This is a genomic window from Porphyromonas sp. KLE 1280 (genome assembly GCF_000700805.1).
Lineage (GTDB): Bacteria > Bacteroidota > Bacteroidia > Bacteroidales > Porphyromonadaceae > Porphyromonas > Porphyromonas pasteri.
The window spans coordinates 187656-200098 of record NZ_KL362962.1; the positions used below are offsets into that span (position 1 = coordinate 187656).

The 12443-nt window shown below is 55.1% G+C and carries 6 protein-coding genes and 1 tRNA gene; 4 read left to right on the forward strand and 3 right to left on the reverse strand.

The window, feature by feature from the left end; all coding sequences use genetic code 11:
- Positions 1-60 precede the first annotated feature (60 nt).
- Genes HMPREF1121_RS00760 through HMPREF1121_RS00770 form a run of 3 tightly spaced genes read right to left on the reverse strand, consistent with a single transcriptional unit; the run spans position 61 to position 5684 of the window.
- Positions 61-3471: a UvrD-helicase domain-containing protein gene (locus tag HMPREF1121_RS00760; protein ID WP_044114244.1), complete on the reverse strand. Its 3411-nt coding sequence runs from the start codon at positions 3469-3471 to the stop codon at positions 61-63.
- Positions 3472-3489: 18 nt separating this feature from the next.
- Positions 3490-4593, reverse strand: a complete 1104-nt coding sequence (pdxA, locus tag HMPREF1121_RS00765; RefSeq protein WP_044114245.1) for a 4-hydroxythreonine-4-phosphate dehydrogenase PdxA — start codon at positions 4591-4593, stop codon at positions 3490-3492.
- A 14-nt stretch (positions 4594-4607) separates the two neighbouring features.
- Positions 4608-5684: a DUF4837 family protein gene (locus HMPREF1121_RS00770; RefSeq protein WP_052353531.1), complete on the reverse strand. Its 1077-nt coding sequence runs from the start codon at positions 5682-5684 to the stop codon at positions 4608-4610.
- An 893-nt stretch (positions 5685-6577) separates the two neighbouring features.
- On the opposite strand from HMPREF1121_RS00770, the gene alaS reads away from it, so the two are divergent.
- From alaS to aspS, 4 genes are all read left to right on the forward strand, one after another.
- Entirely contained in the window at positions 6578-9214 is a 2637-nt protein-coding gene (gene alaS / locus HMPREF1121_RS00775) for an alanine--tRNA ligase (protein WP_044114246.1), read from the forward strand.
- Positions 9215-9231: 17 nt separating this feature from the next.
- Positions 9232-10293, forward strand: coding sequence for a 3-dehydroquinate synthase (gene aroB / locus HMPREF1121_RS00780; protein ID WP_052353532.1), 1062 nt, complete (start codon positions 9232-9234; stop codon positions 10291-10293).
- A 66-nt stretch (positions 10294-10359) separates the two neighbouring features.
- A tRNA-Pro gene (locus HMPREF1121_RS00785) sits at positions 10360-10434 on the forward strand.
- Between the two features lie 244 nt (positions 10435-10678).
- Positions 10679-12442: an aspartate--tRNA ligase gene (gene aspS, locus HMPREF1121_RS00790; protein WP_044114247.1), complete on the forward strand. Its 1764-nt coding sequence runs from the start codon at positions 10679-10681 to the stop codon at positions 12440-12442.
- Position 12443: the final 1 nt, after the last annotated feature.

Genomic DNA, 12443 nt, shown 5'->3' on the forward strand with positions numbered 1-12443 from the left:
ACTGCACCCCTCACTGAGGACTGTGCAGTAGGCTGCTCTTCTTGTATCAAGGTAGCTTGGCTACCCCTTCACTTGTAGAATCTTGGGCGCTGGCTCATGGAGGTAGCAGAGATAGCCCGAGACTTCAGTGTAGCCCATCTGACGAAGAAGCTCTATGTACTCACGGACTTGGCGGTGGTGACCCTTACGCTCCTCCCCAGACTTATAGTCTACGACCTCGATATGGTCATCGGGGTAGAAGATCACTCGGTCAGGACGGCGGCTGGTCTCCAGCTCTCCACCGATGATCGCACGCTCGTTGAAGATCTTCCCTGTGCCATCGAACCATCGGGCTGCTTCGGGGTGGTCTACGACAGCACGGAGCTGGGAGGAGAGCTCCTCAGCATGCTCGGCCTTGATATATCCATGATGTACGGCCTCGCTGATGGCGGGAGCTACATCGCTTGCGGTCTCGATCTCGGAGAGAATGAGGTGCAGTGTACGCCCATAGGCACGCTGGCTATCCTCAGAGAAGTACTCGAGTCCCTCACGAAGGATGGCTAAGCGCTTGTCAATAGGGTAGGAGCTTAGTGCACCTACCTGCAGAGCCGTAGCGCTATCCTCTTCGGAGTCAGAGTGCTTTTTCTTTGGTGCAGAAGTACTGTCACCTATAGGATCCTCCTTCATCGTCTGATGAGCGGGGAGGATCTCATGGAGAGCCTTGTCTTCTTCTACGGAGGCCAGGAAGAGGTCTTCTATCTTGGAGATCTTCTCCTCAGATGTTTCTTTCTTCTTTGACTTCTTCTTCCCAGACTCCTCTTCCTTGGTCTGCTGTGCTTCCTCCCGGATCCATATATGTAGCTCTTGCTTGGGACGTGTCGTCGCTACGTAGAGGAGGTTGAGTGAGTCCATCATGTTCTTGAGCTTCTCCTCAAAGTAGGGCTCAGCGAAGTAGCTCATCTGCAGCGTGTCAGTGTACTTCAGAGGGACGCTCGTCACCTGCGTTACCGTAAGCTCTTCGGTCTCGCTGATGTGGGGGATGGGGCACCACAGGATGTTCTCCTTGTTGCCGCTCAAGGCTTCATCCAGCTTCCAGCTGACGTCGGGGAGTAGGATGACGGGGAAGCCAAGCCCCTTGGACTTATGGATGGTCATCAGGGTGATGGCATCCTCAGCTGAGTTGTTGACAATGCTCTGCAGATGGCCTTTATCTTGCCAGTACTGGAGGAAGGTCGAGATATCTGCAGCCTCCTCTTGCTCCCAGCTATAGAGCATATCGAGGAGCTTGACGAGATAGGCGCCTTCGCCCTCGGGAAAGAGCTTCCCGTAGCGTGAGTTGATGATCTCGACGACTTCGTAGAGCCCTTGGCGCCCGAAGTCACGTAGCTCTTGTAGCTCGGCTTCGGATAGGTCTTCTTCCGCTTGCCCCGAGAGGGCGAGGACTTGGTGATAGGCTTCTTGGAGGACTGCTAATCGTAGTGGGATACTGGTATCCGCCAGATAGCTGAGTGCTGCGATGATGAAGCGTACGGAGTATGCGCGGTCGACGTGTAGAGCTTCCTCCGAGAGGAAGGGTAGGGAATAGCCCTCCAGTACGTCATCGGGAGCGTTGAGGAGAGTCTCCGCTACATTGGCTGCATGCGCCTTCGTACGAACGAGGATAGCGATGTCGGAGCAGCGATAGCCTCGCTTGAGTAGGTCGACGAGGACAAGCGGGAGTTGATCTAAGGCTCCGCTGGGTACTTCCTCTTCGGTGTCTGAAGTCTCTTCGCTGTCCTCTCCCTCTGTGGTGCTATCATCCTTCTTTTTGGGGGGAGCATAGCGATGGAGTACGACTTGCCCGAGACCTCGCTGTTGCTTTGGCTTAGGAGTATTCTGCTCCACGTCTTCATAGGCCTTGAGGAGGATGTCCAGCTCTGCATCCAGTCGGCTCTTGACTTCCTCTTGTCCTTCGGGGAAGCCGTAGCCCCTGACCTCGCTCCAGAGTGAATCGAAGACATTTCGGATGAGTGAGCAGAGCTGTGGGTAGAGGGCGTTGTTGAAGTCTACGATCTCGGGGACACTACGCCAGTTGTCCTCAAGGTTTTTGCACTCAGCAGAAGACGTGAAGTCCTCGGTGAGCTGTGTGGTCAGTAGGGTGCTGTCGGAGTTTCGGAAGCGGTAGATACTCTGCTTGGCATCACCGACGATGAGGCAGTCTTGGCCTTGGCTCTGAGCATTATCAAGGAGAGGCTTGAAGTTCTCATACTGCATACGACTCGTGTCCTGGAACTCGTCGATCATATGATGCTCGATGCGTGCTCCGATCCTCTCGTAGAGGAAGGGTGCATCATTATTGTCCTTCAGTAGCGCTTGGATGAGCGAAGGTGCATCAGAGATGAGCATAAGCTTGCCCTCTCGCTTGAGCTCTTGGAGGGCGTTGTCGATGTTGATCAGTATGCCATAGAGCCCCGCATATCGGTTGATCTGCTGGGCCGTAACGTAGATGGGGATGTGCTGGAAGTTGTAGTCGCTGAATTCCTTGAGGGCATCATAGATGCTGCTGAGGTGGGGCTTGATCTGCTCACGGATAGCCTGCTTGTTCTTTCCTACTAGCTTAGCCAGCATCGTTTCTGTGTCCGTAGCATCAAGGAACGCACGTAGGCGTGACCTTTCAGCAAAGGCACTTGACTTTTCGATGAGAGCACCTTGATTCCTTCGACAAGCGTAGATTGCTCCGAATACCCCAGTACTACCATTGCTCAAATCTTCTATTGCAACCCCAGACTTCTCCAGTGCATTGAGTGCTCTCTCTGCGAGGGCACTTAGTGCTTGTTTCCTGTCTTTGATGATCTTACGAGCTGCTTCACGAAGTTTCTTGACCTGCGCTTGGGAGGGGAATTCCTTGCCTGCACGTAGCTGCTTGACTGCTTCGTTCTCGAGCTGCTTGGCAAACTTGCTGAGCTGGTCTTCGATATTGTAGCCTTTCCCATCCTCGATCGCCTCGGTGGTTAGCTCACTAAGCCAAGCCTCAATCTCCTTGTCGCTCTTCTCTTGATCCTGTCGGGCTAAGACTTCGAGGACGGCCTGATGAAGGAGTTGGTCCGAGTCAAGCTGTACACGGAGTGCTCCAGCATGGCCCAGCTCGTAGGCGAAGGAGCGGACAACCTCTTGGAAGAATGAGTCGATGGTACGCACACGGAAGCTCGTGTACTCCAGCAGTAGGGCATGCAGCGTCGCATTGGCTCGCTCCTGTAGCTTCGCCTCCGAGATACCCAGCTCCCTGCATAGATCATCTGTGAATAGGGACTCCTCTGGGGTGCGTGCGAGGGTAGAGAGCTCAGCGACGATACGCCCCTTCATCTCAGCGGTGGCCTTCTTAGTGAAGGTCACCGCTTGGATAGTCGTGAAGTATCTGGGGTCGCCATTGCTGAGCATCAGACGCAGGAACTCGCGTGTGAGCGCGTGCGTCTTCCCCGATCCCGCCGAGGCGGTATATATCTTGAGGGACATGAGCTTGGGGTCGAAGCGTTAGTATTCGTCTGGGGTACTGGTCGTGTCGAGCTTCTCGTCGTCTCGCCCACGATTGTGGTAGTGACGGCGGAGAGGATTGCGCGTAGCCTCGTCGTAGCTGCGACGGTGGCGGTAGATGTCCAGTGCGCTGTAGATAGCCTCTCGCATCGAGGTGGGATCAGCGATACCCTTACCAGCGATGTCGTAGCCTGTACCATGGTCGGGGGATGTGCGTACGAAGCTGAGTCCCAGCGTGACGTTTACCCCTTCGTTCATATACAGCGCCTTGAAGGGAGCTAAGCCCTGATCGTGATACATAGCCAGGATGCCGTCGAAGGAATCTACACGCCCGCTGCCCCAGAAGCCGTCCCCAGGGAAGGGCCCAAAGGTGATGATGCCCGAGGTGAAAGCCTCCTCAATAGCGGGACGGATAATCGTATCCTCCTCGTTCCCCATAAGCCCCTTATCTCCTGCGTGGGGGTTAAGGCCAAGTACGGCAAGGCGTGGCTTCGTGATGCCGAAGTCTCGCTGTAGGCCAGCCTCGAGGAGGCGGAGCTTGCGGAGGATTAGTTCGCTCGAGAGTCGTGAGGCAATAGCACTCACTGGGATGTGTGTCGTAGCTAAGGCCACACGGCAGTCGCCCGAGGCGAGCACCATCAGTGATTCGCCAGGTGTGCGTGCTGCGATCGCCTCGAGGTAATCTGTATGCCCATTGAAGGGGAAGAGGTCGCGTGGCATCACGGCCTTATTGATGGGGGCTGTGACGAGGACGTCGCAGAGTCCCATGCGGATATCTGCCGTAGCACGCTCAAGGGCTTCGAAGGCAGCGCGCCCAGCCGCGTCGGTGGGCTGACCGATCTCTACCTGCTCACGTCCCGTGGTGCAGTCGAGGATATTCAGTACGCCGTCCTTGGCTTCGCTTGCCTGACGGATGACCTGCCAGGAGATATGCTCGAGGCCGAGGTGCGCCTTCCAGAAGTTTGCTACGTGCGAAGAGCCGTAGAGAATAGGGGTGAAGAGCTCAAGGATGCGCTCATCCTCAAAGATCTTTAGTACGACTTCATAGCCAATGCCATTGATATCGCCGTGGGTGATAGCTACCCGTATCTTGCGTGTACTCATTGTCAGACTATGGATTAGAAGCCCTTGGTGTAGCGAGCCTTGAGGATGATCCCTGGGTCAAAGGCCTTGACAGCGCTGGGGCGGAAGGAGTAGAGCGAAGACTCCATCATACGGATGAGGTGGAGCTTGTCCTCGTTGGGGCGGTAGACGAAGCCCTCGAAGACGTAGACCTTGCCGGCAGCCTTATCGACGACAGCATGGCTGACGAAGGGGCCACCCATCATCGCACCGCCCTCCATCTTCCATAGACCACGGAGCTCAGCACGTGCCAGCTCCTCATCGGGGAGCTGTACGCGGCGGTAGAGGAGGCCATAGTTCTGCTCGGTGCAGGGGTAGGAGCCTTCGAATTCGCCCGAGATGTTGGCCTTGAGTACGGAGTCACGCTTGGCGACCAGAGCGTCGAGGCTGATATCCTTGGGGCTGTGATAGGGGTAGGTGTAGACGAGGATGTCGTGGCGAGAGCGCATAGAGGAGTTGGACATCCAGAGGAAGTCCTTGCCGACGCGCTTATTGCGAATATCTTCGGGGACATTGACGCGATGAGCGAAGAGGCTATCAACAAGTTCGGTTGCCTTCTGGCTGTAGGTCTTAGCGATAACCTCACCGTAGAGGAAGAGCTCGTGACGAATGAAGAGGTTCATCAGTCCCTCGCCCTGAGTCTTGAGGTAGCTCTGTACCGAGTCAGCGCTGGGTGAGGTCATGCGTGCGACGATCTGCCCCTTCGCCCAGTCGTCATAGCTGTACTTCAGCGAGACCTTCGAGTAGCGCTGAGGGTCGATGTCGAGGAGGAAGATATTGCGAACGAGCTTCAGCGAGCCTTCGAAGGATGGGGTAGGGACACGCGAGATGCGCAGAGAAGGTTCGCTCTGAGGGAGTGCAGGGGCATCTTCTTCGAGTAGGTCATAGAGCTGCATCGCCATGGGGGACTCGAAGTAGTCCTTCTCCATGACGAGCATCAGCTCGCCTGGCTTCCCGATAGCGCTCTGCTGGAGTACAGAGGAGTTCTTGGAGGAGGATTTGCAGGAGCCGAAGGCTAATATGCTTGCGATGAGGGTGGGTAGGGCGAAGCCCATCCGATAGTTGATCTTCATAAGGCGTATGTTGCTTTGTCTATCGTGCTTATTTACAGTAAGACAAAGATAACCAAAGTGGCACAGACTACCGCAGGGAGTAGCTCTGTGCTATGACCATCCTTCTCGCCCTCTAAGAGAGGTGACTGCACGCTGATAATCATAAAAGATGTGAGAAGTGTCTAAGCGTGAGTGTATCTGTGTCTTATGAGAGGCGAAGAAGTGGGTCTCCATAGCTGGGTAAATGAACCTATATAGGTCAGCCTGCCGACCAATATGGGTACGGGGTCGGGCTATATAGGGATGTCGAAGAAAGCTATATAGCTTTGGACTGATCCCTATATAGCTTTGTGAAGTGACCTCTATTAGATTATTGCTCCGCGTAGGGATAAAAGTTGTGGACGAGTGGCAGAAATGTTTGAGCTACGTACGTGGATTTAATATCTACGTACGTGGATGTTTGGACTGACGTACCTGGTCTTTAAGACTACGTGCATAGACAGAAGAAAACCACTACGTGAAGGCGCTTTTTTCTTCGCAAAAACAGCACTTTTTCCTCCGCTGAATAAGAGGAATACTTGCGATAAGGTGAAGGGCTTGTGTATCACTTCGGAGAGGCATATCGGGGAGCTGGGCGTGCGATACCTTAGCAGAATAAATAGAAGTCGGGACTCGTGGCAACAGCCTCAATATGGGTTGCGAAGGGGGACAGTATAGCGGTGGTATGCAATCCCCATTGCGACGAAGTGATTCTCGATAAGGCTGCTTCCCCTCGCGCGCGTACATTTTCTCTCTATATGTGTAGAGGCGGGTAGCAAAGAGCTCTTGTGTGGTAGGGCTTCTACACTACCTATAAATACCGTACCTTTGCGGGACAAATAAAGTATCATATAATAGTAAGCAACAACGACACAATGACCTCTAAAGAGATTCGCGAGTCATATAAGTCTTTCTTCCAAAGTAAGGGCCACACGATCGTACCATCAGCTCCGATGGTGGTCAAGGGCGACCCTACCCTGATGTTTACGAACGCAGGGATGAACCAGTTCAAGGATATCATCCTCGGTAATGCCGAGATCAAGCATAGCCGCGTGGCGGACTCACAGAAGTGCCTTCGCGTAAGCGGTAAGCACAACGACCTTGAGGAGGTGGGCCATGATACGTACCACCACACGATGTTTGAGATGCTTGGGAACTGGTCCTTCGGAGATTACTTCAAGCACGAAGCTATTGACTGGGCTTGGGAATACTTGACGGAGGTACTTCACCTCTCCCCCGAGCGTCTCTATGTGACGGTCTTCGAGGGAGCTCCTGCTGAAGGCCTTGAGCGCGATGACGAGGCTGCCTCTATCTGGGCAAAGCACCTACCCGCCGAGCGTATCATCAACGGGAATAAGCACGACAACTTCTGGGAGATGGGTGACCAAGGTCCTTGCGGCCCTTGCTCCGAGATCCATATCGACATCCGCTCTGATGAAGAGCGTAAGGCCGTCGATGGCCTCACGCTGGTCAACCAGAGCCACCCTCAGGTCATCGAGATCTGGAACCTCGTCTTCATGCAGTACAACCGTAAGGCCGATGGCTCTCTCGAGCCACTGCCTAAGCGCGTCATCGATACGGGGATGGGCTTCGAGCGTCTCTGTATGGCTATGCAGGGGAAGACGTCGAACTATGATACCGATATCTTCACCCCGATGATCCAGGCTATCGCCACGCTCACGGGGATCGAATATGGTGCTGACCAGAAGTCGGATGTCGCTATGCGCGTCATCGCTGACCACATCCGTACGATTGCCTTCGCTATCACCGACGGTCAGCTTCCCTCCAACGCTAAGGCGGGCTATGTCATCCGCCGTATCCTACGCCGTGCTGTCCGCTACGGCTACACCTTCCTCGGTCGTCGTGAGGCCTTCATGTATAGCCTCCTGCCCGTACTCATCGAGACGATGGGCGATGCTTATCCCGAGCTTATCGCTGGTCGCGAGCTCATCGCTAAGGTGATGCGTGAGGAGGAAGAGAGCTTCCTGCGCACGCTGGAGACGGGTATTCGTCTGCTGGATAAGCAGATCGAGGAGGCGAAGAAGGCGGGTAAGACCGTCCTTGATGGGCACGATGCCTTCGTCCTCTATGATACCTACGGCTTCCCCCTCGACTTGACCGCCCTGATCCTCACCGAGCAGGGGCTGAGCGTCGACGAAGCGGGCTTTGATAAGGCTATGCAGGAGCAGAAGGAGCGTGCACGTAATGCCGCTGCTATCGATGCTGGTGACTGGCAGGTCGTCAATGATGGCTCTGCTGTACGCTTCGTCGGCTATGATACCCTCGAGTGCACCACGGAGATCCTGCGCTATCGTGAGGTGAAGCAGAAGAATGCTACCTTCTATCAGGTCGTCCTCTCTGAGACTCCCTTCTATGCAGAGATGGGTGGGCAGGTAGGTGATAAGGGCTTCCTCATCGCTGCCGATGGCACGAAGTACGAAGTCTTTGATACCAAGCGTGAGAACAACCTCGCTATCCACCTGATGAAGAAGCTTCCCGCTACGCTGGAGGGTGACTTCCGTGCCGTGGTTGACGAAGAGCGTCGTCATCGTATCGAGGCCAATCACTCTGCTACGCACCTCCTACACGAGGCCCTACGTGAAGTCCTCGGCTCACACGTCGAGCAGAAGGGGTCATTCGTCTCTGACGAGGTCCTGCGCTTTGACTTCGCTCACTTTGCGAAGGTCGAGCCCGAGCAGCTCCGTGCTGTCGAGCGTATCGTCGCAGCACGTATCCGTGCCTGCATCCCTCTACAGGAATACCGCGAGGTGCCCATTGACGAAGCTCGCGAGATGGGAGCTATGGCTCTCTTTGGTGAGAAGTATGGGGATCACGTTCGTGTCATTCGCTTTGGCTCTTCGACTGAGTTCTGTGGGGGTACGCACGTCGCCTCTACGGGTGTGATCGGTACGCTGCGCATCACGAGTGAGTCCTCCGTCGCCGCAGGTGTACGCCGTATCGAGGCTGTCACGGGTGCAGCTGCTGAGAACTACCTCTATGAGCAGGCTGATATGATCGATGCTATCCGCCAGCTCTTCAATAATAGCCCCCTGCTGATGACGGCTATCCGTAAGACCCTTGAGGAGAACGCCGAGCTCGGTAAGCAGGTAGGGGAGTACGTCCGTGAGCAAATCGCCAAGAAGAAGCGTCAGCTACTGGAGAAGCGTGTCGAGGTGGGCGGTGTACGCCTCTTCCTCGTCGAGAAGGAGGTTCCTGCTGAGATCATCAAGGATATCGCCTTCCAGATCGCAGGTGAGCTGCACGAGCCCTTCGTCTTTATCGCCGCTTGCGTAGAGCCCAGCTCTTCTAAGCCCAGCCTAACGCTGATGATCAGCAAGGATCTGGTAGAGTCAAGAGGCTGGAACGCTTCACAGCTCCTCCGTGCTGCTGCCAAGCATATCCAGGGTGGTGGCGGCGGTCAGCCTCACTTCGCTACGGCTGGTGGTAAGAATGTCGATGGGCTTAATGCCGCTGTCGAAGAGCTCCTCACGGCTATGGAGCTGAAGGCATAAGCCTACCCACTGTACGGATGATCATCGGTACACAGATACTCGATCGCAAGCTCCCCTCAGTCGCTGAGGGGCTGGCTTGCGATCGACTCTTTATCGTCCTGGAGGAGCGTGTCGCAGAGCTCCATCCCGACCTCCTCCCACAGCTGCAGTCCGCACTACCCGAGGCTACATACCGTACGCTGCGTGGTGGCGAGGAGTGCAAGACGACGGAGTCGCTGGGCCTCCTATGGACTTGGCTCAGCGAAGAGGGGGCTACTCGCCGTAGTGCCCTCGTCCTCATCGGTGGAGGAGCCCTACTTGACTTAGGGGGCTTAGCTGCCTCGACCTATATGCGTGGCATCATGACGGTCTATGTGCCGACAACACTGCTGGCGATGGTCGATGCCTCGGTAGGGGGGAAGACGGCGGTTGACTTCCTCGGAGTGAAGAACCTTATTGGCTCCTTCCACCCTGCCCGTGAGGTCATCGTCGATATTGACTTCCTGCGCACTCTCCCCTTGGAGGAACTCCTCTCAGGCTATGGTGAGGTCGTCAAGCATGCCACCCTTATGGGAGGAGAGGCCTGGCGAGAGGTCTGTCATATTGGCGACCCCGTTGGCCTTATGGATGACGAATGGCAGGCCCTCATTGAGAAGAGTATTGCCTACAAGACTTCCGTCGTGGAGGCTGATCCTACGGAGCGAGGGCTTCGTCGTATCCTAAATATCGGTCATACGGTAGGGCACGCACTGGAGGCCTACTCGCATCAGAATGAATTTCGCCGCACGCTCCCACATGGTGAGGCCGTAGTCTTTGGACTACTCATCGAGAGCTATATCACGATGCGCCAGCGTGGGACGAGCAAGGAGTACATCCGTCAGCTGATGACCTTGGCCCGTGAGCTCTACTCGCCCTTCTTCTATACCTGCAAGGATTACCCCGAACTGCTTCGTCTTATGCGGCATGATAAGAAGAACTCTGCGGGCACCATCACACTCATGGGCGTCATCGAGCCTGGAAATATCGAGGCGGTAGAGGTTGCGGATGAGGGAGTTATTAAGGAAGGGCTTGATTTTCTTCGCGAGACATTTGGTAGTTAGCCACCTTCTCCTTATCTTTGCAGCGCAAAAGGGACAAAGCCCAAGTGGTGAGTCTCCAAGAGCACTCGGGATGTAGCTCAGCCCGGTTAGAGTACTCGTCTGGGGGGCGAGTGGTCGCTGGTTCGAATCCAGTCATCCCGACTGAATATAATGCGAGTAGAAGTGGATCCACTTCTACTCGCATTGCTTTTAATAACCCCTGTATTAAGGTATAGCTATAGCGCTTCGCTCTCGGTGGAGGATCATGCGATGGTGCTTTACTCCTCTCTATCTATTACCTGCGCTATAAATCCCCCGTAATCTTTTGTATTTTTGTAGAGAGAACAAGCACTTATCACTCGGTGTGCAGGCCTCTGGCTGGCTACCGATCAAGGAAAAAGAATATATGTATCGCACTACTACCTGTGGCGCCCTGCGCCTCAGTAATGTCGGGGAGCAGGTGACGCTCGCTGGCTGGGTCCAGAAGGCTCGCCGTATGGGCGGGATGACCTTCATCGACCTTCGTGACCGCTATGGTATCACTCAGCTCGTCTTCAATGAAGCTCACGTAGGCGAGGCTCTCGTCTCAGAGGCAGAGAAGCTCGGCCGTGAGTACGTCATCCAGATCACGGGTGAGGTCACTGAGCGTGAGAGTAAGAATCCTAAGCTCCCTACGGGGGATATCGAGATCTCCGTCAAGACGCTGCGTGTACTCAATCCCGCAGAGGTGCCTCCCTTCACTATCGAAGACGATACCGATGGTGGGGACGACCTGCGTATGAAGTACCGCTACCTCGACCTGCGTCGTAGCTGCGTACGCTCCAATCTTGAGCTGCGTCACCGCTTCGCTCTCGCCGTGCGCCGCTATCTTGATGGTCAGGGCTTCCTCGAAGTAGAGACGCCTGTCCTCATTAAGTCTACGCCAGAGGGTGCTCGTGACTTCGTCGTGCCCTCCCGTATGAACCCTAACCAGTTCTACGCTCTGCCCCAGTCTCCTCAGACCTTCAAGCAGCTGCTGATGGTTAGTGGTTTTGACCGCTATTTCCAGATCGTCAAGTGCTTCCGTGACGAAGACCTTCGTGCGGACCGACAGCCTGAGTTCACTCAGATCGACTGTGAGATGAGCTTCGTCGAACAGGAAGATGTGCTGACGATCTTCGAGGGTATGACCCGCTATCTCTTCAAGGAGCTGCTTGATCTCGATATTCAGACGCCCTTCCCTCGTATGAGCTGGCACGATGCGATGAAGCGCTATGGCTCTGATAAGCCGGATACACGCTTCGGCATGGAGTTCGTCGAGCTCAAGGACGTGCTCTCCGGCCATGGCTTCTCCGTCTTCGATGATGCCGCCTATATCGGTGGTATCTGCGCTGAGGGTGCTGCAAGCTATACGCGTAAGCAGCTCGATGCTCTGACTGACTTTGTCAAGCGTCCGCAGATCGGTGCTAAGGGTATGGTCTATGCTCGTGTCGAAGCTGATGGCACGGTCAAGAGTAGTGTCGACAAGTTCTACAGTCAGGAGACGCTGCAGGAGCTGGCACGTGCGATGCAGGCTAAGCCTGGTGATCTGATCCTCATCCTCTCAGGTGATGATGCGATGAAGGTGCGTAAGCAGCTCTGCGAGCTTCGTCTTGAAGTGGGCAATCAGCTTGGTCTCCGCGATAAGACAAAGTTCTCCTGCCTCTGGGTGGTTGACTTCCCCCTCTTCGAGTGGGATGAAGAGACTCAGCGCTTCTACGCTATGCATCACCCCTTCACTTCTCCCAAGCCCGAGGACGTACCTATGCTCGAGACGGATCCAGGGGCTGTGCGCGCGAATGCCTACGATATGGTCATCAATGGTGTAGAAGTCGGTGGCGGCTCGATCCGTATCCACGACAGCAAGCTGCAGGCACGTATGTTCGACCTCTTAGGCTTCACTCCCGAGAAGGCACAGGAGCAGTTCGGCTTCCTCATGAATGCCTTCAAGTATGGTGCACCTCCTCATGGTGGTCTGGCCTATGGCTTGGATCGCTTTGTCTCCCTCTTCGCAGGGCTGGATAGTATCCGTGACTGCATCGCCTTCCCCAAGAATAATGCTGGGCGTGATGTGATGATCGATGCACCTTCGCTGATCGATCAGGAGCAGCTCGACGAGCTTTATCTCAGCCTTGTAACCCCGACGAAGTAGC

Coding starts and splice junctions, on each gene's coding strand:
- aroB (WP_052353532.1), top strand. CDS start 9,232: ATGATCATCGGTACACAGATACTCGATCGCAAGCTCCCCTCAGTCGCT.
- aspS (WP_044114247.1), top strand. CDS start 10,679: ATGTATCGCACTACTACCTGTGGCGCCCTGCGCCTCAGTAATGTCGGG.
- HMPREF1121_RS00760 (WP_044114244.1), bottom strand. CDS start 3,471: ATGTCCCTCAAGATATATACCGCCTCGGCGGGATCGGGGAAGACGCAC.
- pdxA (WP_044114245.1), bottom strand. CDS start 4,593: ATGAGTACACGCAAGATACGGGTAGCTATCACCCACGGCGATATCAAT.
- alaS (WP_044114246.1), top strand. CDS start 6,578: ATGACCTCTAAAGAGATTCGCGAGTCATATAAGTCTTTCTTCCAAAGT.
- HMPREF1121_RS00770 (WP_052353531.1), bottom strand. CDS start 5,684: ATGAAGATCAACTATCGGATGGGCTTCGCCCTACCCACCCTCATCGCA.